This is a genomic window from Ketobacter sp. GenoA1, from assembly GCF_003671475.1.
Classification (GTDB): domain Bacteria; phylum Pseudomonadota; class Gammaproteobacteria; order Pseudomonadales; family Ketobacteraceae; genus Ketobacter.
The window spans coordinates 1-20,404 of sequence record NZ_RCHM01000009.1 but is presented as its reverse complement, the minus strand read 5'-3'; the positions used below and the strand labels follow the sequence as shown (position 1 = coordinate 20,404).

Genomic DNA, 20,404 nt, shown 5'->3' with positions numbered 1-20,404 from the left:
TCAGCCCTGATTGACGCCAGCGACTTTCAGTGCCAGCTCGGCACACCGGTTGGCATAGCCCCACTCATTGTCATACCAGGCATAGAGTTTTACCTGTGTGCCGTTGATCACCATGGTGGATAGGGCATCAATGATACTGGAGCGCGGATCGGTCCGGTAATCAATGGACACCAACGGGCGCTCTTCAAACCCCAGAATATCTTTCAACTCCTGCTCGGCCGCCTGTTGCAAAAACCCGTTTACCTCGGTAACCGAAGTGGCTCGCGCCACCTCAAACACACAATCCGTGAGCGAGGCATTGGCCAGCGGCACCCGCACTGCATGTCCGTTCAGCCTGCCTTTGAGTTCCGGGAAAATATGCGTGATGGCGGTAGCCGATCCGGTACTGGTGGGAATCAGGCTCATGCCGCAGGCCCGTGCCCGGCGCAGATCTTTATGGGGTGCATCCAGAATGGTCTGCGTATTGGTGATGTCGTGAATAGTGGTCATGGAGCCATGCACGATCCCAAGTTGCTCATGAATGACCTTCACCACCGGCGCCAGACAATTGGTGGTGCAGGAGGCGGCGGTCACAATCCGGTGGCGGGCAGGATCGTACAGGTGATCATTAACACCCATGACCACATTCAAAACGCTATCTTCCTTCACCGGTGCGCTTACCACCACCCGCTTCACCCCCTGCTCAAGATACCCCTGCAAGGCGGCGGTGGTTTTCATTTTGCCGGACGCCTCGATCACCACATCGCAACCCGACCAGTCCGTTTCAGCGATGAGCCTATTGCGCGAACAGGGAATCACCTGGTCACCGATGAGCATGTTATCCCCATCATGACCGGCCTCCTGCTGCCAGCGCCCGTGGACAGAATCAAAGTTCAACAGGTGGGCCAGGGTTGCGGCATCACCGGCCGGATCGTTTATGCATCGAAGCTCTACATCGCTTTTTTCCAGCAGCGCCCGCAGCGTCAGCCGCCCCATTCGACCAAACCCGTTGATGCCCAACTTAATGCTCATTGTGCTCCTCACTTCCCATACGTTGATGTGTAAAGCCCTAACAACAGGCCTGCGCCCGCAACGGACGCTGCCCCATGCGCTGAAGCTGCTCAAGATCGGCCTGGATAAAGGCCCCATTGGATGCGGTGGTCAGTACCAGCACCTGTTGTGCCCAGGCCGGCAGCTGGGGATTGATGCGGTAGAACACCCACTGCCCCTGGCGCCTATCCTGCAACAGGCCGCATTTACGCAGCTGCGCCAGGTGCCGGGACACTTTGGGCTGGCTGTCACCCAACGCGGCCATCAGCTCACAGACACATAACTCCCCTTCCTGCTGGATCAGCATGACGCAGCGCAGGCGGGTTTCGTCAGATAAACACTTATACAGCGATAATGGCTTCATGATCGCACCACCTTACACGGGATCTGTTTCATATATATTACTACCCATATATATGTTTTAGCGTATATATTGTGTAACAGAGCGCCTCACGCCATGGGTTCCAGTGGGATTGCCGGGGTAGCGCGCGAGGGCCAGAGAGAGGGGGCTAGTCGGAGAGGTAATACTCTACCGTAGACACCACCCGCACCTTTTTGATGTGGGGGTTATTGTTATCACGGGCGGTAATGCTGAACTGACCCTGGGAGGCACGCTTGATCTTGCCCAGGGTACTGGCAGAATCCTCCGCAAACTTTCCCGCCACCTCGCGGGCTTTCTTGGTGGCTTCTTCAATCATCTCGGGCTTGACCTCATTCAAACGGGTGAACAGGTATTCTGTCTGCGCCTGATAATCGCCCCGGGTGATCACGATACCCTGTTTACCCAGCTCCGACAGCTTGCTCATCACATTGCGCACGGCCGCAATCTGCCTGGAATACACCGTCACTGTCTGCTGCGCCGTGTAGCGGAACTGGCCCACAGGTGTGTTGCCATACTGCTGGGCCGACTTATCCGTTATGGCCGGGGCGGACAGTGTGATATCACCGGCATCAATGCCATTGGCCTGCAGGAACGCCTTGATTTTGCCGCTACTGGTATCCAATGCGCCATACAATGCCTCCAGCTCATTACTGGCTTCTGTGAACTGGATGGGCCAGATGACAATATCGGCATCGTACTCCCGTTCCGACAACCCTTTCACCGTAACCGTTCGCTCATACTCCTTAAACTTGATGGCAGAACCACCCAACACGTACCCCAGCCCCAACAGCCCCAGGCAAACAAATAATCCCAGCAGAAAGGCACCAGACGTGTTCTTATCACTCATTACAAACTCCCTTTTATGCAGCAGATAACATATGCAGTAGACAACTTATGCAGTAGACAACTTATGCGGTAGACAACTTATGCGGTAGACAACGGTTGCCGGACCGGTACTCGACTCAGGCCTTGGCCAGAATCCGATCCAGGTGATTGGCAAAGGCCTGCCGATCACTTTGGCTCAGGGGCGGAGGACCACCGGTATCCACACCACTGGAGCGCATGGTATCCATAAAATCCCTTATATTGAGCCGGCCGCGGATATTTTCCGTGGTATGCAGTTCGCCGCGGGGGCTCAATGCCAACGCCCCTTTTTCGATGGCTTCAGCGGCCAGCGGTATGTCACTGGTGATCACCAGATCCCCTGCCTGTACCCGCCGCACGATCTCGTTGTCGGCAATGTCGAATCCGGATTCAACCTGCAGAAAATGGATATGGGGGGATTTGGGGATACGCAAAAACTGATTGGCCACCAGGGTGGTGGTCACGCCCTTGCGCTCGGCAGCGCGGAACAGGATTTCCTTGATCACCACCGGACAGGCATCGGCATCCACCCATATATTCATCATTGATTCAACTCAGGCCACAGACAATAGTGGGCATTCTAACTCAAATGCCCGCGCCCATCATGTTGGTGTGAATTTCCTCAGCCGGCGGAATCCCCTCAAAAATCGATGGTTTTATCCACTGCGAAACGTTCCGGGTCAGCTCCACCGGGCCCACCAGTTTCAGGCGTTTATCGGCGATAGCCTGCTTATAGCTGATGTCCCCCATCCAGGCCTGGATCATGGTGCGCAGATCCGTGGTGAAATACACGTCCACATCCTTGCCCGGATCGTGAATACAGGTATCTACCTGGTCGTTCTTCACCACAATCCACCAGTCCTTCAGGTTTTCCAGATCTGTAAACTGAAAGCGGATTACGGTTTCCGTTCCAATCAGCTTATTCACATCCACACTGCGTTCCAGATACAGCATCAGCAGCTCAACGTCCAGATCCCCTTCCGGCATCCCCTCCCGGGCCCAGCGCATCCCCCACACACCCACCGCTTCCAACACCGGCAGCAGCTCCTGGCCGGAAGGTGTCAGAAAGTATTCATAGCCTTTCTGACCGGGGATTTTTTTCTTCATCACGATGCCACAGGCACACAGCTCATTGAGCCGCTTGGTCAGCATCGTGGGTGAAATGGAGCTGAGGCCACGCTGCAGGGTATTGAAGCGGCTGGCTCCCATGAGCAGTTCCCGCACAATCAATAGCGTCCACTTATCCCCCAGAATCTCAGTGGCTTTCGAGACCGGGCAAAATTGTCCGTATTGCATCAAATGGTCCTCTTGCTGGTTGATGCGCTAAGCACCATCAGGAGATGGTGAATAGGTCACAGGTTTTTCAGGCCTTAATACCGCTATCAATCAAACCTTTTTCTTGTTTTGCGCTAACTACAGATTAGAAAGCGCGTTACTACAGTTTGCGTAGTTAGTTACTACAGTTCTGAAAGTATTTTTACTGGCTGGCCTTTCCTATGATGGCGTTGTTGACGAGCACAAAGCTCAACCCCAGACACCACAGGGAGACGACTATGGAAACCCAATCACACACAGCCTGGTATGACGCCGCCGAAGAACTGCTTAATAATTTGGGCAGCCAGTTCAGCAAGCGCGCTTTTGATTTTGACAGCAATTGCCGGTTTGTACAAAACAATTACGACGACCTGAAAGAAGCCCGCTTCTTTTCATTAGCAATACCTGTTGAACTGGGGGGCGGCGGCCTTACCTACACCGAGTTATGCCAGATTACTCAGCAACTTGCCCAGCATTGCGGGTCCACGGCCCTGGCCTTTGCCATGCATTCCCACCCCGTAGCCCTGAATGTATTCAAGGCCAATCGCAATGACGAGCGTGCTATCGCCACCCTGAAGAAAATCGCCTCCGGTGAACTGATTATCGCCGGTACCGGCGCCAATGACTGGCTCCAGTCCAGCGGCACAGCACAAGCGGTTGCCGGCGGCTACGTGATCAATGCCCACAAGCGTTTCGTCAGCGGCGGGCCCGGAGCCCAGGTGCTGGTATCCAGCGTCAACCATCAAACCAGTGAAGGCGCAGAAGTGATTCACTTCTCCCTGCCCATGAGCAGCGAAGGCATCCGCATCCGAGACAACTGGAAAACCCTGGGTATGCGCGGCACCGGCTCCAACGACGTGATTCTGGAGAACGTCTTCCTGCCGGAAACCGCCATCGTGGCCCGGCGGCCCGCCGGTGTCTGGCACCCCATCTGGGATGCCATTCTGCCCAACGCCATGCCACTGATTACCTCCTGCTATTTCGGCATGGCCGAGAAGGCTTTCCATCTGGCGACAGAAGCCTGTCAGGGAAAACCCGCCCTGGCCACCCTGCTGGGCAGCCTGCACAACGAACTGACCGTGGCACGACTGGCCGTGGATGACATGGTTCGCAGTCACGACAATTACAGTTTCACCCCGGACCGCAACCTGACCAACGCCATACTCACCCGCAAAACCATTGCCAATCAGGCAATCCGCAACGTGGTGGACCAGGCTGCGGTGTTGGTGGGCGGCAGCGGATTTTTTCAGGGCAGCGACCTTGAACGCATCATCCGTGATGTGCGGGCCATGCATTTTCATCCGCTGCCGGAACATAAGCAGCAGGCGTTTTCCGGGCGTTTACTGCAGGGGCTGGATCCTGTCTGCGAACTGACTCAATAACCTTTTTGAATCCAGCGCAATTAACAGAGGATCAGCACAGCCTGACCCGCTGCCTGTCAGCACCAAATAAGCGCATAACAGAAAGGGCCACCGGTTGCCTCACCGGCGGCCCTTTCTGTTATAGCCCTTCTTGCTTTACCAGCCTCGATGCCAGCCGCGACTGCGCTCCGGCTCCAGGGTTTTGCGATAGACGGGATTACCGTCGATGTCCTTCAGTGTCACCGTCATCTCCGCAGAATAGGCATCAATGTCCACCTGGCCATAGAACTGCAGCCCTGCGAAGGGAGACAGATTGGGTGCCTCCGGTGCCATCTGGAAATCCACCTGTGGCCCAAAGGTATTATCCAGTTGATTGGGGCCAAAACTGCCCGCATTCAAGGGGCCGCTGACAAACTCCCAGAACGGCAGAAAATCCTGGAACCGTGCTTGGTTGGGATCGTAGTAGTGGGCGGCACAGTAATGCACATCCGCGGTAAACCACACCACGTTACTGATGCGCTTGCGCTTGATATAACGCAATAATTCCACCATCTCCAGCTCACGCCCCCGGGCCGGGCCGTCGCCGTTGGCCATGTTCTCAAATTTCTCTGCACCATCGCGCACCACCAGGCCAATGGGCATGTCGGATGCGATGACTTTCCAGGTCGCTTTGGAATGATCCAGCTGGTGCTTGATCCAGGCCAACTGTTCTTCACCCAAAAACGCGGTTTCCGCACTTTGCTCAGCCTGATCATTGGCGGAGTTGGCCGCCCGGTAGCTGCGCATATCAATGACAATCACATCCAACAGATCACCATAGGAAATCTTGCGATACACCCGCTCCGCTTCCGAGCTGTCGTGGGGGCGCATCGGTGAATATTCCAGAAACGCCTTGGCACCGCGGGCGATCAACGTGGGCACATTCTTTTCACTGTAGCGATCGTCGTTGGCAAGGTCTTTGGAATCAGACCAGTTGTTTACCACTTCATGATCATCCCACTGCCAGATCTGTGGTACCTCAGCATTGAAGCGGCGCACGTTGTCATCCAGCAGGTTGTATTTATAACGGCCGCGGAACTCGTCCAGGGTCTCCGCCACTTTAGACACCTCTTCCGTAACCACATTGCGCCACATCAATCCGTTTTCCGCTTCCTGATACTCTGAAATAGGGCCATCGGCGTATATGTTGTCACCGCAGTGAATGAAAAAATCCGGTTGCTCCAGGCGCATGGCCTCATAAATTTTCATGCCACCGAACTCAGTATTGATCCCCCAGCCCTGTCCCGCCGTATCACCGGACCACAGGAAACGAATATCACGGCGCCGCCGGGGGGCGGTAACAAACCGGCCCGCAACCGGCTCACTGATCACGCGCTCATTGGTCAGATCCTGAAACTGTACCCGTACGAAAATCTCCCGATCGCTGGGCAGCTGACGAAGATCCAGGCGCGCAGTGAAATCCGAGGTCTGCAGGGCATAGGGCCCGCGTACTTTTACCGGGTGCCGGAAATCCGGCGCCAGATCATACTCCACCAGCATACGGGCCGGGCGATCGCTGCGACTCCAGATCATGGCGCCATGACGCTGTACGTCACCAATCTGAATCCCCTGCTCCAACTTGGGCCTGACCGCATCACGGGTGATGATGGCGGGTGCTGCCAGTATCCGTGGCGCCACCACGCCGGCGGCCACCACCAAACCGGATTGACGAATAAACTGACGGCGACTGTTTTTCTTGTGAGTGGGCTTGTTTGATTCTTCTGACATGAGCAGCAATCCTCCTGTGGGCGTGTGATAGATAACGCGCACAAGGGTAGATGCGGCTTGTGACAAGAGTAGGACTATTTTATGTCGTGAAAGTGATGAGTACCTGACCGGTGGATGACGTTAGGTACGAAGCAAGCCAATGGCGTAGGTGTCGCCATCCCCCAACTGCTCCAGGAAATCTTCGGCCTTTGCAATCTCCATCACCTGGATGGTGCCGGAGGACACCGCCACATGGGCTGCCTCCATCATATTGCTGATCAGCACGGCGCCATCACCAGTGGCAACCACGGCCCCCAGATGCATGTTGTACCCGCCATCTGAGGTAAGATCGGCACCGGTCTTATTCAAACAGATAATCCCCTGCCCTTCGGCAGGTAAGCTATCACCAAAATCATAGTCGGTGATTCCCGCAGCACTATTATGAAAATCCTGCGTATCACTGATATTGAACGTTTTGTTACCAAATTCCGCGTAAACGTGCGGCGCCCTGGACTGACCGGCTGCCCACGGCAGTATTTTCTGAGCGTGGTAACACTGGATAATGTACTCCGCAGACTCAATGCAACTTTTCGGTACCGCCTTACTGCCACGCCCACCGGAAGTGACAAATCCAAGCGTACTCGTCCAAGCCATAAAATTTCCCCAAGAATAAAAAATATCGTTCGATCAAATGGTCAAGCGTCGTATCTTAACGTGCCCCTGGCCCGGAAAGAATAGCCAAAAGAAGGATTGAGTTGGTGTCCCATCTATGGCGTCATGCCACAATAGCCGGGCAATGACTCGATTCTCCGCAACCACCTGACAATATTCTGGTATCCGGAAAGATCGAACCCACCTTCATGAGCAACATGGGTATAAGCATACAAACTTATATCCGCGATAGTGGGAGAATCACCAACGAAATAATCGCGACCTGCCAAGTGACTGTCCATTACAGACAAGGCCCTGTTGCCGCCCTCCTGCTTTGACAAGTATTCCTCCTTACGTGATTCAGGGAGGCCCAGATACTTGTTAATGAATCGGGCAACGGCAATATAAGGCTCATGACTATACTGCTCGAAGAACTGCCATTGCAACACCTTCGCACGATCCAATCCCGACCCTGGCAACAATGCGCTACCCTCTGCCAAAAAGTTCAGGATCGCATTGGATTCGACAAGAAACTCCGACTCCCCAACTTGCAATACAGGAATCTTCTCATTGCCATTCATTCGGGTAAACTCAGGTGTACGGGTATCACCGGCAACAATATCGACATGAACCCATTCGTGCTCAAGACCCAACAATTGCATCAACAACTTAACCTTGTAGCAATTACCTGACTGAAGATCTCCATATACCCGATACATATCACCTCTCATAATTTTCAGCCTTTTGAATGACAAAAAAAGCAATAGAGCGTAACCATAGAGCACCCAAGCAGAGATATCCGAGCAGAAATATCCAACCCGGGGCATCTAAGAATATAGGAACCGCTCAAACTGCGATGGCATCAGACACTATATCGTAGGAATGGAATACCCGCTCCATCAAACCGTGTTGACGGGCACTGATACGCCAGGGCTCAATGTGTGGAGCGACCAAGTGATTCTCTAACGCTTCCCGGCTTGGCCACAGCTCAGAAAAGCGTATCAGGCCCTTATCAAATGGGTCTTCTGCGACCTCATAAAGAATACAACCATCCTGCTCCTGGGTTTTCCTGACGAACTCTTCCAGATACGGCAACACGCTTGCTACATTTTCTGCTGGAAACCGTAATATTCCAAATACCGCAACTTTTGCACTCATATCCACTCCCATCCGGATTCGACAATCTTAGAATACGAATCAACTTGATCATACAACCAAATCACTCAAACGGTACAACCACACTTTAACGCAAACCAGTGATATAAACACTCCCACAACTATGGAAACCAATACAGCTCCTGCCCGATGGCGTCATAGAGCTTTAAGATATCTTCTTCTTTCGGCTTGTACCAAACTTTAGCGGCGATTAACTTATTAACTGAGTTATTGGTTTTTGGGCCATAAAATACCTGCAAAAGAGACAAAACCGCTGAATACTCCGCCTCAATCTGGACCAACCTATTGGATAGTTTCTCAGAAACCTCGCTTATTACTGGCGGGGATTGTCCCTGCTCCAGCGCTATAGTTCTGGCGTTACGGTCAATCTTAATTAACTCAATATTCTTCTGTATTTCATCAAGGCTCGCTACTGCTTTTGCCAATCGCTCTACCAATTTAATTCTTTGCTGCACCGTAAATTTCTTATGATCATACTGAACTTCCCTTTCCCACGCTTTTTCGCCCAATTGGAACGACAAGAATGCACCCACTGTGCTACCCAAAAAAGCCAGTACCGCACTCAGGATGACTATCCTCATTTCCTGTTTCATACTCTATCCTTGAACCTATCGCCATAACATCTATGTTAAAAAACGAAGTGGTGAAAGAAGCCGACGGACAATAATGATAATCTCGTCAACTCCCGGTAACGATAATTACTTCTTAATTCCAATCTAATACGCAGTCAATAAAGGTGAACGGACAAACACAATTAGCTCTGTGGTCATCCATTTGCGTTACCTAATAAATTAGCTCTCAATTCGTCTGTTACCGGTGTTGGTTGCATTGTATTGGTAGAAACAATCACCTGAGTAATTTCCGCCGATAACACATCAAAGCCGGATACTGTTCCGAAAAAGCGTAAGACAATAGCATGGGTGCGTATTTCTTTGACCTGTACTTCGATCTCTATCACGTCATCCCAGGTCATCGGTTTCAGGAACTCAATTGAAAAAGCCCTGGCTGGAGGTGCGATACCCTGCTCGAATAGCTTCCTTTCGGCACCATCACCGAGGCGAGCTCGAAAAAAATCAAGCCCCGCTTCCACAATGTAATGTGCAGCTCGCGGTGTGTATAGAATCCCGCCAGGATCACAATCCCCGAACAGGACTCTGCGTTTCACTACAAATCTATCCGTCATGAGTTGGCCCTTTTCTGATTCCAGCTATCACTCCATTTTGTTAGTACCGAATATCAGCCCATACTTAGGTTCCGCGAAAATAGCCCGAGACGAAACCTTGGGAAACGCTCTAACCACAATACACATCATTACTAACCCCAGCTTTCTGAACACCCTAGCTTTCTGAACACCCTAGCTTAAGCTTCAGTTCCAGTCACTTGGTTTATCAGAGGTGTGATCAGGCGATAGCTTGCTCAATCCTTGATTCACCTTCATACAGCTCATATATTTTATTTCTGACCTTCGGATTATTCACGCAGTGTGCGATTACTCTGGCTGTATCCTCTCTGGATATGACTTGTGCATCCGGATTAACTGGACGGCTAATATCAATAGATCCCGTACCCTGCAAATCTGTTAATCGACCAGGCCTTAGAATCGTATAACATAACCCTGAGTTCTTCAGGTATTCATCAGCAAAATACTTTGCTACCAGATAAGGCTTAATTGGGCGCGGACCTCTATCTGGATCATCAGCACCACGAGAACTGACCATGATAAAGTGCCCGACATCATTATGCTTAGCGGCGTCTATCGCCTTACAAGCACCCCATAGATCAACCAGAAGTGTTTTATCCAAACCAGTACCAGCACCTGATCCTGCCGAGAAAATAACGGTATCTACACCCTCCATTACCGAGGATATATCACTTTCCAAATCGGCTTCAATCTGATTGATTTGAGGGGGCAAGCCGGATTGATCCGTGTTCCGAACCATTGCCACCAGGGAGTCGAAAGAATCATAATATTTTTCGCACAATAAGCGGCCTATTCTGCCACTCGCCCCAATCAACAAAACTTTATTCATCGTTTTATTCTCACAACGGTATGTCACTCAACTAACCGGGGAGCAGCCATGGTTACATGGCTTGCTTTCTTTGAAAGGTCGGCAACATTAAAAACCTATAATGAACGCTTAGCTCATCTATTACCTACACACCTTCACGTATTTGAAATACGTTGCCCTCTGGATCGATTCCATTACATGCGATGAATCCCGGCCCGTCCCAGGTTTCATTAAAAATTTCACCATTATATTCACCAGCGGAGTTTCGCGCTGAATCCAACGATTGCACCGTGAAGAAAAACTTCAGCGCCGTATTCTCACGCCGTATAGGTGGAACTTCAATTGATATTCCATTAGCGATCGCTGCTGGGATTTTATGTACCAAAAGTTGAATATCTGGTGATTGCAGCACGATCAGATCTTCCCGCTCATGAAGAATCTCCATACCAACCACATTCTGATAGAAACGTGCTACTCGTGTTGCGTCAACCGCATACACGAAGAGCCCCGCTCGAGCAGGCCCGGACATGTTAACTCCTTAATTAAACTGGGCAACTCCATGCTCTTCTCCGGAGTTGCGCTCAAACACTTTGCCTTCTAGTGATCTTATCACTGTTTGCTTATCCCACCAGTTGCCTATATTCTCAGGAATAGCTATTTCTTCTGTACAATATAACCCCTAACACTTTCAACACCGACCGAGCATAATGAAGCTCACCGCATAGAATGTACGAAACCTATTTGCACCGCCTATACCTTAAAGGTAAAAACTAGAATACTTTTTCGCCGGGTATTTTTGAGGCCTGCTCAATCCACTGGGTAAATAGAGCCTCATCAATTTGATCGTTTTCTTTAATATGAAAGTAGCGCGTATCTTTTTGTTTGGAGCGTTCAGGCGGCATCGGGATCAGCGATGCACCCTTAAAAAACGTCACTTTTATATACTTTGAAAAGCAATGGAAGGCAATAAACCACCCATTACCTTCAACACCATAAAATGGAGTATTCCAACGAACGGCCACCTTTGCATCAGGCACCGATCTCAGTATTAACTCGTCGAGCTTCCTACCTACATCCTGCTTCCATCCTGGCATTGCGCTGATGTATGCATCGACAAATTCGCGGCCATCTCCTTTTGATATTTGTGGATTTCCGCCAGAAAGTAGTTGAGGATTCTTTGACGAATCTTTGTCTTTTATGGACATATCGATTAGCCTCGATGGTTGCATAGCGAGACTGTAGAAAAAATCATCAAACTTCGCTGTTATCCACAGACTCCAAAAGTGATCCATTAACCAGACCACCAAACATGCTAAACCTTTATCATGACACAAAGGCGTACCAGCACTGCAATCTAATCCGAAACATCGAGTTTGTCATTATTATGATGCTTCTGATGACTTATAGGCAGAAATTTGTAACGCTCAGTCAAAGTGATTATCGACAAGCTCTTCTGCCACACGCCACATAGAAGCAGATCCCGCAGAAATGGGGCGCCCATAGCGCTCTTTCACTTGCTGCTGAGTGACATCGGCATCTACCCATGTACCACCACCTGTTTCAACATTATGAATGAGAGGCTGGAAGCGATCCAATGATTTTGCAAAGACCGCGTCATCGCTTTCACCAGATTCAAATTCCAACCAAAGATCCATAAACTCTTTTGCTTGCTCTGATGGAAGAAGCCCAAAAATACGGCGCGCCGCATTCAGCTCAAGCTCTCGCTGATGTTCGGAATTGTTTGATTCGTGAATTGGGTGATCACCTGCATCAATTTCAACAATATCATGCAATAGCAACATGCGGATAACCCTATCTATGTGGACCCCAACGTTAGCTTCTCCCGACAATACCAAAGCATACAGTGCCAAATGCCAGGAGTGCTCCGCTGAATTTTCACGCCTGGACCGATCTATTAACGGTGATTTCCTTATCACATTCTTAAGCTTATCGATCTCAATGAGAAAGGATAGCTGCTTTTCCATATCGAACCTTCTAGTAAGGTTTGAAGTGAATTTTACGTATCAATTGGCCTTGACCCAATATGCCTCTTGGTATCAATGCAATAACCGCCCAACGAATCGTCAAATGCCTACTTCACTAATTGAATCTACCTAAATACGCAGTCTTGAGTTCGATATACAATTCGCGTTACACCATCATCCTACTTGATTGATTTTCGCGGTGCTGATGTTCAAACCCAATACGCAGCATAATCACATACTGGTAAATGCAACCACCTTAGTAATCTTGGGTTTATCGTCCACAATCTGAACCGTAACTTTTTCCTTTGATTGCCCCGTCATCTCTTGGCCGTTTATATTGATGGATTCTGTTATATCCGCTGAGATTACCGCCTGATCGTTATTGATGGATATTTTTGTATTGCCCCTATCATATTTATACTCCGAATAATGGACCCACGTCGCCACAAGCATATCCTTATATTCTGCTTTAGATGGCCTCATTGTTTGAGTTTGGCCTTGAGCTTCGATATTAATAACTATCTCAATGTTGTCGCTCATTTCCTCAAGCACAGCTTTCGCATCCTTAGCGTTTATCGCTGAGTCCATCCTATCAATCAGTTGATGGACCTGTTTTTCTGTCAACGTGTCAGAAAAAGCCAACGAAGAACAAAAGAAGACAACAATGAATAATGATAATTTTCTCATGACACACCTTTTTTCATCTATTTTAGATACTGTTATTTTACTTACTTGCACATTCAACTTAGCCCCAAGCAAATCGAACGCATTCGGGTAGTTGAGCCTCATTGAAACAGGACAGGAGGCGTTAGCATTCGAATACAGATTTATAACGTTATGCCACTCGCCTTTTATATTAGATCTGAGTTATCAGGCCGAATTTCAATAGTATTATTGACGTCTACCACCGGCAGCAAATACCGACGCGCATCAATTCCGCTCTGTTCCATACGCTTATGCAGCGTATCAGCAACACTTTTGTCATCTACACTATAGTACTCAAAATTTATTCCTGCTTCTTTAAGAGCGCTTCTGGTTCTTTGGGTGAAACCACATGAATCCCTACCATAAACCACTACATAAGGATGGTCATATATCGGTGGAAGCGATTCAACTTTATAAAAGCCATAAGCTTTGAATAAGCCAACACCAACAACCACCAGAATTACCAATTTTTTCATCTTAGAAAATCCTGTACTTTACGGGCCTAACAGCGAGCGCACCAACCCCGCCTAATTACCGCACCGTTAGATGGCATATCCGGCCGAACACTCAATCATCAGAGTTCTTGCTGTGGGCGTGACTCATCAGATACAGCCCACCGGCCAACGCCAAAACCGATACTGCAAGGTATATTGCGTCCAAAGGAGTTTGAAACTTGATATCAACGACAGCTCTGAAGAACTCAATAATTACAGCCAGTATTACAACCCGAGCTATCTTGTCTTTGAGCTGATCGAAAGAACCGACGTTAAACGGATGGCTAGGGATTCTGTTTTCAGACTGGTCAATCGGTGAAATGAATAAACGATAGATGCCAGAACCGAAAATCAACAGGACGATAGCAATCAGGTAGATGTCAACGGCTATGATAATTTTAGGAATAACTGTGTCGTGAATATCACCTGTGCCGAACCCTAAATAGTACGCAATGGTGTCGGCCACGATGCCGAGCAAATCTGCGGTGCCGATTAGAAACAAAACTGCCGCACCCAAAAGGCTTGGAACGACAGCCAGCATCACTAGCAGCCGAGAGCTCCAAAGGATAAACTCAAAGCGGTTTTCCAAGTTACTGGGCAACGGCTTCTCTGGCTCTTTCTCTTCATGCATATCAGATTCCAATTAATGTTTGCGCTGATTGATCATGAGTGCGAAATCTTGCAGTTATAGAAGTTTTCAATATAAGCAGATATGCGCAACCGCGCCACTTCAATCGTCCGATAATTCGTTGGGTAAATCAATTCCACTTTTAGCCTGCTAAATAAAGACACTATGGGTGTGTTATCTCATCCGTTACTTTTGCAGCTCATGCTAATCCGCCATCGCCGGTGGAGCGAACCATATCGAGAGAAGCTCCTAACTCAGGTGACTGTCGATCACACTAGGTTCAGCAGCCTCTTTGCCAGAAATTAGTTACCGATTGACGATACAGTAATGGTGCTCAACACACTAATTTTTCAGTTAGAAACCGCGCACGTACAAGCAGGTTGAATCAAATGGAATCTTACTTAAGAGAGACGCTACCCGTGCTGGCGCATATGGCCAGCACGGGTACGCGATGACATTATTGGTGCTGTTTATCCAGGTAAATGGCGCGCAGGAAGTGATATGCCGCCCGCATCGTGGTGGCGTCATCAGGGTGAATACCGTCTCCCCTGTGGGCAAAGTGTTCCCAGGCGTTAACCAAAATGGCGCCAGGCAGCTCCTCACTGATTCTGAACGCATACAGCTCACCGAAAGAATCGTATTGCTCATTGGTCATCACCCAAGTGAGCCCGGAAAGTTGGGCAAACAGCGGCAGATCAAGATTATCAGCGCTGGTAAACTTGGCGTACACCGGCGTCATACCCAGATTCAGAACCTCCTGTCCCACCGCAATCAGACGGTCCACGGAAGCGTTTTGCTCGGCAAGGGAGCAAGGGCTTGTTAGCGCCTGGTCCATGCCGAACGAATCGGAGTGCAAGCAATCGTTGCTGAGGCTGATGATGACATAATCTGCGTTATAGCCGGCCGGACCATTGGCATCGAAGATGGTTACCCGCCGTAACGCGCGTTGCAGTTGAGTGGAATAACTGTCCCACGTGGCAGTACCACATACAGGGTTGCAGGTAATTCGGCTGAACGTGGTGGCTCCCGCCTGGCCTTCATTGCTTACCTTTGCTCCGAAACGTGACAGCGCAATACCCAAATCAACATAGTCACCGGCTCCCACCGAAATACCGAACAGCGGGCCCTGCAAATCCTGCTGTAACGGTGTATTTCCGTTGGCATAGGAAGCACCGATCAGGATAAGCGGCTTTTCCGGCAACGGGGAATAATGGAAAGCATAGGTGCTGCAGGCGAATATAGACGTGATTAATAGAACACAATATCGAGTAAAACGATTACTAAGATTCACTTGGGATTCTCCCTGATTGTTTTATAAATGACTGCAACCAAAAGATGTCAGCTCAGTTATAGGTAACTCCAGTGAACACACCATGCTGCTCGCGCCCACTGATCATTTTTTAATCAATTCAGTAATAGCACATAATTGGCCACTTGGCATAATTCTTAGTACCGGAACTCACCGGGGCGGGAGAAGACAATGTAAAGAAAATGAATAAAAAAGCATGAAAGGAAACATGAAAATGAAACAAGAAAGAGATGGCTGCGTAGATAAATAAATCGAAGCCCTTAGGAGAAGCCGTCCTAACTCAGGGCATCAGAAACTCACTCTTCGAACTGCTCTGATCGCCTAAGCCTGTGCGTAGCTTCGCACCCTTGCTTGGAGTAATTGACATGGCAACTTAACACCGACAGCAGCGGCTGAGCAATGCAAATGTCTAAACCCCAAACGCACTATTCAAAATCTGATTACCCATGACGCCAATGTCTTCAATGTTACGCTCGTTATCATGTCAGTGCATCTAACTCACCAGATGACAACTGTAATGGGAACAGTCCACTTCTCGATAAGCGAATAAGTTACTTATGTTCTCGCGCATGAGCGAACGCTACCTTACGGAAAATCTCTGCTGTCTTGAGCTTTGCTGATATGTTCTCATGTACTCTGGGGAACAGCGCGAGCCATGCGGTTGCAATACGGGGAGCCCCCTTCATCATCATGATATCAGGTATGTCCTGCTCGATTGCACGAATCACATGATCTCCCAGCATTGAGGCACTCATGCTCCCTAACGCATTAGGCGCCTTAACACCGTAATCTCTTTTCATATTCTCATAGATTCCAGCGTCATCCATGAAGCCTGGACATATAACTGAGGCACTAATAGGCCAATTCATATCCTGAGATGATGCGCGCAAAGCACGAGTAAAACCAACAACGCCATGCTTTGTTGCCGTATAAACCTCTTGGTACGCTGACGGCATGACACCAGCAATGGATGCAATATTAACGATATGGCCCCCGTTATGCTTCAGCATCTCTGGTATACATAGCCTGGTGAGGGCCATTAATCCTACCAGGTTTACTTGTACCATTTCTGAGATTTTGGATATTTCAATCTTATCGAAAGGATAAGCGTAGTCGCAGCCCGCGTTATTCACGAGAATATCCAGCCGGCCGAAACGCTTTGACGTTGCGTCTAACAAATCACGCAAAGAATCCGTATCAGAAATATCGGTAACAACAGGTAAAACATCGACGCCCGCACGCTTTACATCATTTGCTACGCTTTCAAGATCATCCTTTGATCGTGCGGCCAGCACCAGTGAGACACCTCTTTCAGCAAGCGCTTTAGCAATAAAAACCCCGAGCCCTCGGGAAGCACCCGTTATCACCGCAACCATATTCTTTTCAATTTCCATATCAGTTACCACCCATCCGTAAGCTATTTAGAGTAAGCTGCCTTAGCTTTCATGTAAGTATATACCCCACTATCCAAGAAACTGTCTATACCCATAATTATGCAGATCAACCTAAATAATTGTCGTTAAAACACCATGAATAACCAGCGCAACTGGAGTACAAGCCTATTTCTTCTCATCTAAAATGACCCTCACATATTATTCATCACCGGAAAATAACAAGTACGCCAACCAACCTTTTAAATAGTGACGTCCGTAATAAGATAGAAGCAAACCTAATAATACCAATACAACACTGTATACACTGGCGAACTTCAAACTTTCAGGCAGTGAATCCTCAAAAACCAACGTAACCAGTCCAATTGTAAGTGAACATATTCCAATGTAGGCACTAAAACTTCTGATCATAAATTCTGAATATTCCTTACGCCATACACCAGGGGCGTTGTGTAGTGGAGCCTAATATCATCTGAACCTCAGCCGCTTGTTATAGGGCTCACGCTATTGCTTGCTCCACTCGATTGCCTGCTCCAACCTGTCATCCCCCCAAAACAACTCATTACCGACGATAAAAGACGGCGCACCAAATATTCCAAGCTCTACGGCCATATTACTATTATTTCTTAGCAGCGCTTTTGAACGCTCAGTTTTTGATTCACTAAGAATTGACTCAGACTCTTCAACTGAAAGCGGCAAGCAGCTTTTCACAACGTTCCGGTTCGATATATCCTTATCCAATTGAAAGTTTGCACGAAAAACGTTCCTCACAAACTCTGCAATCCAATCTTGTTCAGAAAACCGGCACGCTACCCTTGCAGCTAACAAGCCGTTTCTGGGGAATACTGTGGGCTTTCTAAATTCCAGCTCTCGATTTCGACAGATTCTTTCTAAATCCCTCCACATATAATTACCTTTGGCAGGATATAGATTAAAAGGTGAATCACTCCAACCTTGGCTTTTAAAAATTGGGCCTAATAAGAATGGCTTCCACACCAAACTCACCCCACTTTGCGTGGCCAATTCCTCTATTCGCATTGCTGATGGATATGAATAGGTGCTGCCAAATTCGAACCAAAATTCTAATTTCACCTGAAGGACTCTCTTTTTCAAATTCCGTTCTTCTATTCTAGTATAGTGCCCCTATAAGCGGCCAAGCTGCAATTCAAAGAGAACCCGGTGTTCTCCTGGCCCATCATAATTCAAAGCAACAACGGGATTTCCTTTGTCGTCACATCCTGACGCCTCAAAACCAATTTTTTGATGGAACGCAATTGAGGCTTTATTGACGTCGGATGTTACGCATTTAACAGCAGTTACGTCCTTCACTTTGCAGTACTGGAAGAACATGGAATAAAGCGTTCTGGCTATATTTGAATGCCTATATTCTGGGTCTACACCGACAAAATGCACGTATCCTGTATCCTTAACAGAATCGGATACGAAACCAACCAAAAACCCAACAATCTTTTCTTCATCAATACAGATGAAACTCGATTCATGAAAGTAAGTAAAAAATAAACGAGGCAACATATCAGCCATATTCCGGCCACCCCACCACGAATTTAGCCTCTCAATCACATATTCATAATCTGATTCTTGGATAGTTCGATAGCGCACTTGATCTTCCTTAACTGCACTTAATTCAGTGTTATGTTGATGAGTTCACAGTTCATCATACTTCGCTCTCAATAATTGAATAAGTTTATCTACATACTTTTCGTTTGAATTGAAAACAAGATCAAACACCATATTTTTTGTTCTTCGCTCTGAACTCCAGAGCCTAATCACACCTATTATACCCCGCCACGCATAAGGCCAGGAACAGGCACAGCTTTGTAGAAAAGGCGAAGCGGAAATCGGCCGGCTTGACACAATCAGCTTGGGAGCCTTGGCAAATGCCGTTGCCGGTGCCAGCGTGGCCTCAGGTAAATCATCCGTGGGGCCTGCTTAGAACCCGGCTGGTGCTGCCGACTCTTCGATCAACGGCCGAAACAGGCGCCGGTACTCGCCAGGCGTCAACCCCGTCAACCGCTTGAACAGGCGGCGGAAGAAGGACAGATCCTCGTAGCCCACCGCCAAACTCACATCTTCTACAGATAGCTTGCCTTCTTCCAAGTGACGCTTGCCCTCTTCGATTCGATGGTTCTGCAAATACTCGATCATTGAAGATCCGGTGGCCGCCTTGAAGCGCCGCTTGAGTGTTCTCTCTGGCAAAGATGAGGCCTCCACCAACAGAGAGATAGCCGCCGGATCACGGTAATGCACTTTGAGCCACTCCTCGCACTTGCGCACCGCCGAGTCAGCATGATGAGTTTGCCGCACCAGGCCCGCAAACGGCAACTGGCCTTCTTGATGCCATTTCAGCAGGTACACTTTGGCAATGCGAAGCGCTTCGCCAACCCCTACATGACGGGCAATGATATGCAGCGCCAGATCATGCCACGAGGTCGTTCCGCCCGCCGTCACCAGCCGACCATCAGGATGGGCATAAACCAGGTTGCTCTCCGGCCGGAAGCGCACCTTCGGATAGTGCATCCGAAACAGTTCCTGATAACCCCAATGAGAGGTTGCCTCGCAATTATCCAGCAAGCCGCTCTCAGCCAACAAGACTGACCCGGAGCAGGCTGAGTAGATCGTTGTGCCCGAGCGGAACCTAAGCTTGATCCAGTCCATAAGTCCATCATAGCGGTCACTGATCACTTCCTGGGGCCCGAGCCAGATCTCCGGAAGAATCTGGATGTCAGAGGCAGGCGCATCAGCGATGGGATACGCAGGTTCAACCGGTATCCCATGGCCGCACCGGAATGGCTTCGAATCCACCGAAACAATCTGCACATCGAAGGGCTTCGACGGGCTTTCGTGCCCCACCAGCGTTTGCCAAATATTACCCGTGGCACTGAGCACATCCACCATCCCGTACAGCGCAGATCCTGCCGTTTCTGGCAATGCCAGAATCAGAACCTTCTTCTGCGGACGCGACATTGTCTACCCCCCTAAAATTAATGGCACGAATGCCCCCTTTTTGTCAGATATCCATCTGACTGCCTCCGCTACATTGCCTTACTTTACACCCAGACGCTACAGAAAAGCGCCTCCCGGTTCCCGGGTCCCCTTGGACAGATGAATAAGCGAGGTAACATAGATGAACGCACACGTGGATATACAAAACCGCAACGGTCTTGACCTGAACCAGATGGGCCAGACAGTGGCAGCCCTCAGAAACGACCCCATGTTGATTTGCACCCAAAATTGACCCACCTGACCCCATAATTTGCATCGAATTTTGACCCACGTTCAACTCATCCTGCACCCATTGATGCAGGAGCACTCAGGAGTGATCGACGTGGCGTTATTAAG

At 49.1% G+C, this 20,404-nt stretch carries 25 protein-coding genes; 1 reads left to right on the top strand and 24 read right to left on the bottom strand.

What is annotated here, in order from left to right; all coding sequences use genetic code 11:
* From D9N13_RS01505 to D9N13_RS01485, 5 genes are all read right to left on the bottom strand, one after another.
* A complete protein-coding gene (locus D9N13_RS01505; protein WP_290585019.1) occupies positions 1-1,011 on the bottom strand; it encodes an ArsJ-associated glyceraldehyde-3-phosphate dehydrogenase in 1,011 nt (336 codons plus the stop codon).
* A 37-nt stretch (positions 1,012-1,048) separates the two neighbouring features.
* The gene (locus D9N13_RS01500) at positions 1,049-1,396 is read right to left on the bottom strand and encodes a metalloregulator ArsR/SmtB family transcription factor (protein ID WP_411268123.1); all 348 of its coding nucleotides are present in this window, start codon (positions 1,394-1,396) and stop codon (positions 1,049-1,051) included.
* Positions 1,397-1,538: 142 nt separating this feature from the next.
* Positions 1,539-2,258 (bottom strand): SIMPL domain-containing protein, encoded by a 720-nt coding sequence (locus tag D9N13_RS01495; protein WP_290585013.1) that lies wholly within the window; start codon positions 2,256-2,258, stop codon positions 1,539-1,541.
* Between the two features lie 115 nt (positions 2,259-2,373).
* Positions 2,374-2,820 (bottom strand): YaiI/YqxD family protein, encoded by a 447-nt coding sequence (locus tag D9N13_RS01490; protein ID WP_317622443.1) that lies wholly within the window; start codon positions 2,818-2,820, stop codon positions 2,374-2,376.
* Positions 2,821-2,860: 40 nt separating this feature from the next.
* Positions 2,861-3,571 carry a winged helix-turn-helix transcriptional regulator gene (locus tag D9N13_RS01485; RefSeq protein WP_290585011.1) on the bottom strand — a complete coding sequence of 237 codons (711 nt, stop codon included), beginning with the start codon at positions 3,569-3,571 and terminating at the stop codon, positions 2,861-2,863.
* A gap of 257 nt (positions 3,572-3,828) precedes the next feature.
* On the opposite strand from D9N13_RS01485, the gene D9N13_RS01480 reads away from it, so the two are divergent.
* Entirely contained in the window at positions 3,829-4,971 is a 1,143-nt protein-coding gene (locus D9N13_RS01480; protein WP_290585007.1) for an acyl-CoA dehydrogenase family protein, read from the top strand.
* A 135-nt stretch (positions 4,972-5,106) separates the two neighbouring features.
* Here the strand turns inward: D9N13_RS01480 and D9N13_RS01475 are convergent, their stop codons facing one another.
* The 19 genes from D9N13_RS01475 to D9N13_RS01390 all read right to left on the bottom strand — a co-directional run bounded on the left by D9N13_RS01475 (position 5,107) and on the right by D9N13_RS01390 (position 20,029).
* Positions 5,107-6,717, bottom strand: a complete 1,611-nt coding sequence (locus D9N13_RS01475; RefSeq protein ID WP_290585005.1) for an alkaline phosphatase D family protein — start codon at positions 6,715-6,717, stop codon at positions 5,107-5,109.
* A 120-nt stretch (positions 6,718-6,837) separates the two neighbouring features.
* A complete protein-coding gene (locus D9N13_RS01470; protein WP_290585002.1) occupies positions 6,838-7,350 on the bottom strand; it encodes a hypothetical protein in 513 nt (170 codons plus the stop codon).
* 113 nt (positions 7,351-7,463) lie between these two features.
* Positions 7,464-8,066 (bottom strand): glutathione S-transferase family protein, encoded by a 603-nt coding sequence (locus D9N13_RS01465; RefSeq protein ID WP_317622450.1) that lies wholly within the window; start codon positions 8,064-8,066, stop codon positions 7,464-7,466.
* Between the two features lie 127 nt (positions 8,067-8,193).
* Entirely contained in the window at positions 8,194-8,505 is a 312-nt protein-coding gene (locus D9N13_RS01460) for a putative quinol monooxygenase (protein ID WP_290584998.1), read from the bottom strand.
* Positions 8,506-8,624: 119 nt separating this feature from the next.
* Positions 8,625-9,116, bottom strand: a complete 492-nt coding sequence (locus D9N13_RS01455) for a hypothetical protein (RefSeq protein ID WP_290584996.1) — start codon at positions 9,114-9,116, stop codon at positions 8,625-8,627.
* Between the two features lie 173 nt (positions 9,117-9,289).
* A complete protein-coding gene (locus D9N13_RS01450) occupies positions 9,290-9,706 on the bottom strand; it encodes an acyl-CoA thioesterase (protein WP_290584994.1) in 417 nt (138 codons plus the stop codon).
* 217 nt (positions 9,707-9,923) lie between these two features.
* On the bottom strand, positions 9,924-10,553 hold the full coding sequence (locus D9N13_RS01445) for an SDR family oxidoreductase (protein ID WP_290584992.1): 630 nt from the start codon (positions 10,551-10,553) through the stop codon (positions 9,924-9,926).
* Between the two features lie 124 nt (positions 10,554-10,677).
* A complete protein-coding gene (locus D9N13_RS01440; protein ID WP_290584990.1) occupies positions 10,678-11,061 on the bottom strand; it encodes a VOC family protein in 384 nt (127 codons plus the stop codon).
* Positions 11,062-11,302: 241 nt separating this feature from the next.
* Positions 11,303-11,737: a DUF1801 domain-containing protein gene (locus D9N13_RS01435; protein ID WP_290584987.1), complete on the bottom strand. Its 435-nt coding sequence runs from the start codon at positions 11,735-11,737 to the stop codon at positions 11,303-11,305.
* A 219-nt stretch (positions 11,738-11,956) separates the two neighbouring features.
* Positions 11,957-12,517 carry an HD domain-containing protein gene (locus tag D9N13_RS01430; protein ID WP_290584985.1) on the bottom strand — a complete coding sequence of 187 codons (561 nt, stop codon included), beginning with the start codon at positions 12,515-12,517 and terminating at the stop codon, positions 11,957-11,959.
* Between the two features lie 231 nt (positions 12,518-12,748).
* Positions 12,749-13,204, bottom strand: a complete 456-nt coding sequence (locus D9N13_RS01425; RefSeq protein ID WP_290584983.1) for a nuclear transport factor 2 family protein — start codon at positions 13,202-13,204, stop codon at positions 12,749-12,751.
* 164 nt (positions 13,205-13,368) lie between these two features.
* Positions 13,369-13,698, bottom strand: a complete 330-nt coding sequence (locus tag D9N13_RS01420) for a glutaredoxin family protein (RefSeq protein ID WP_290584980.1) — start codon at positions 13,696-13,698, stop codon at positions 13,369-13,371.
* Between the two features lie 91 nt (positions 13,699-13,789).
* Positions 13,790-14,347 (bottom strand): YqhA family protein, encoded by a 558-nt coding sequence (locus D9N13_RS01415; RefSeq protein WP_290584978.1) that lies wholly within the window; start codon positions 14,345-14,347, stop codon positions 13,790-13,792.
* A gap of 32 nt (positions 14,348-14,379) precedes the next feature.
* Positions 14,380-14,508: an IS3 family transposase gene (locus tag D9N13_RS24280; RefSeq protein WP_411268114.1), complete on the bottom strand. Its 129-nt coding sequence runs from the start codon at positions 14,506-14,508 to the stop codon at positions 14,380-14,382.
* A gap of 293 nt (positions 14,509-14,801) precedes the next feature.
* A complete protein-coding gene (locus D9N13_RS01410) occupies positions 14,802-15,635 on the bottom strand; it encodes an SGNH/GDSL hydrolase family protein (RefSeq protein ID WP_290584976.1) in 834 nt (277 codons plus the stop codon).
* A 569-nt stretch (positions 15,636-16,204) separates the two neighbouring features.
* Positions 16,205-17,047 carry an SDR family NAD(P)-dependent oxidoreductase gene (locus D9N13_RS01405; protein WP_290584974.1) on the bottom strand — a complete coding sequence of 281 codons (843 nt, stop codon included), beginning with the start codon at positions 17,045-17,047 and terminating at the stop codon, positions 16,205-16,207.
* 501 nt (positions 17,048-17,548) lie between these two features.
* Positions 17,549-18,136, bottom strand: coding sequence for a 2-hydroxychromene-2-carboxylate isomerase (locus D9N13_RS01400; RefSeq protein ID WP_290584972.1), 588 nt, complete (start codon positions 18,134-18,136; stop codon positions 17,549-17,551).
* Between the two features lie 51 nt (positions 18,137-18,187).
* Positions 18,188-18,664 carry a GNAT family N-acetyltransferase gene (locus D9N13_RS01395; RefSeq protein WP_290584970.1) on the bottom strand — a complete coding sequence of 159 codons (477 nt, stop codon included), beginning with the start codon at positions 18,662-18,664 and terminating at the stop codon, positions 18,188-18,190.
* Between the two features lie 330 nt (positions 18,665-18,994).
* Positions 18,995-20,029, bottom strand: coding sequence for a GlxA family transcriptional regulator (locus D9N13_RS01390; protein WP_290584969.1), 1,035 nt, complete (start codon positions 20,027-20,029; stop codon positions 18,995-18,997).
* Positions 20,030-20,404: the final 375 nt, after the last annotated feature.

Coding starts and splice junctions, on each gene's coding strand:
- D9N13_RS01430 (WP_290584985.1), bottom strand. CDS start 12,517: ATGGAAAAGCAGCTATCCTTTCTCATTGAGATCGATAAGCTTAAGAAT.
- D9N13_RS01505 (WP_290585019.1), bottom strand. CDS start 1,011: ATGAGCATTAAGTTGGGCATCAACGGGTTTGGTCGAATGGGGCGGCTG.
- D9N13_RS01405 (WP_290584974.1), bottom strand. CDS start 17,047: ATGGAAATTGAAAAGAATATGGTTGCGGTGATAACGGGTGCTTCCCGA.
- D9N13_RS01475 (WP_290585005.1), bottom strand. CDS start 6,717: ATGTCAGAAGAATCAAACAAGCCCACTCACAAGAAAAACAGTCGCCGT.
- D9N13_RS01460 (WP_290584998.1), bottom strand. CDS start 8,505: ATGAGTGCAAAAGTTGCGGTATTTGGAATATTACGGTTTCCAGCAGAA.
- D9N13_RS01450 (WP_290584994.1), bottom strand. CDS start 9,706: ATGACGGATAGATTTGTAGTGAAACGCAGAGTCCTGTTCGGGGATTGT.
- D9N13_RS01440 (WP_290584990.1), bottom strand. CDS start 11,061: ATGTCCGGGCCTGCTCGAGCGGGGCTCTTCGTGTATGCGGTTGACGCA.
- D9N13_RS01435 (WP_290584987.1), bottom strand. CDS start 11,737: ATGTCCATAAAAGACAAAGATTCGTCAAAGAATCCTCAACTACTTTCT.
- D9N13_RS01465 (WP_317622450.1), bottom strand. CDS start 8,066: ATGTATCGGGTATATGGAGATCTTCAGTCAGGTAATTGCTACAAGGTT.
- D9N13_RS01415 (WP_290584978.1), bottom strand. CDS start 14,347: ATGCATGAAGAGAAAGAGCCAGAGAAGCCGTTGCCCAGTAACTTGGAA.
- D9N13_RS01495 (WP_290585013.1), bottom strand. CDS start 2,258: ATGAGTGATAAGAACACGTCTGGTGCCTTTCTGCTGGGATTATTTGTT.
- D9N13_RS01445 (WP_290584992.1), bottom strand. CDS start 10,553: ATGAATAAAGTTTTGTTGATTGGGGCGAGTGGCAGAATAGGCCGCTTA.
- D9N13_RS01425 (WP_290584983.1), bottom strand. CDS start 13,204: ATGAGAAAATTATCATTATTCATTGTTGTCTTCTTTTGTTCTTCGTTG.
- D9N13_RS01485 (WP_290585011.1), bottom strand. CDS start 3,571: ATGCAATACGGACAATTTTGCCCGGTCTCGAAAGCCACTGAGATTCTG.
- D9N13_RS01390 (WP_290584969.1), bottom strand. CDS start 20,029: ATGTCGCGTCCGCAGAAGAAGGTTCTGATTCTGGCATTGCCAGAAACG.
- D9N13_RS01470 (WP_290585002.1), bottom strand. CDS start 7,350: ATGGCTTGGACGAGTACGCTTGGATTTGTCACTTCCGGTGGGCGTGGC.
- D9N13_RS01420 (WP_290584980.1), bottom strand. CDS start 13,698: ATGAAAAAATTGGTAATTCTGGTGGTTGTTGGTGTTGGCTTATTCAAA.
- D9N13_RS01490 (WP_317622443.1), bottom strand. CDS start 2,820: ATGATGAATATATGGGTGGATGCCGATGCCTGTCCGGTGGTGATCAAG.
- D9N13_RS01480 (WP_290585007.1), top strand. CDS start 3,829: ATGGAAACCCAATCACACACAGCCTGGTATGACGCCGCCGAAGAACTG.
- D9N13_RS01455 (WP_290584996.1), bottom strand. CDS start 9,116: ATGAAACAGGAAATGAGGATAGTCATCCTGAGTGCGGTACTGGCTTTT.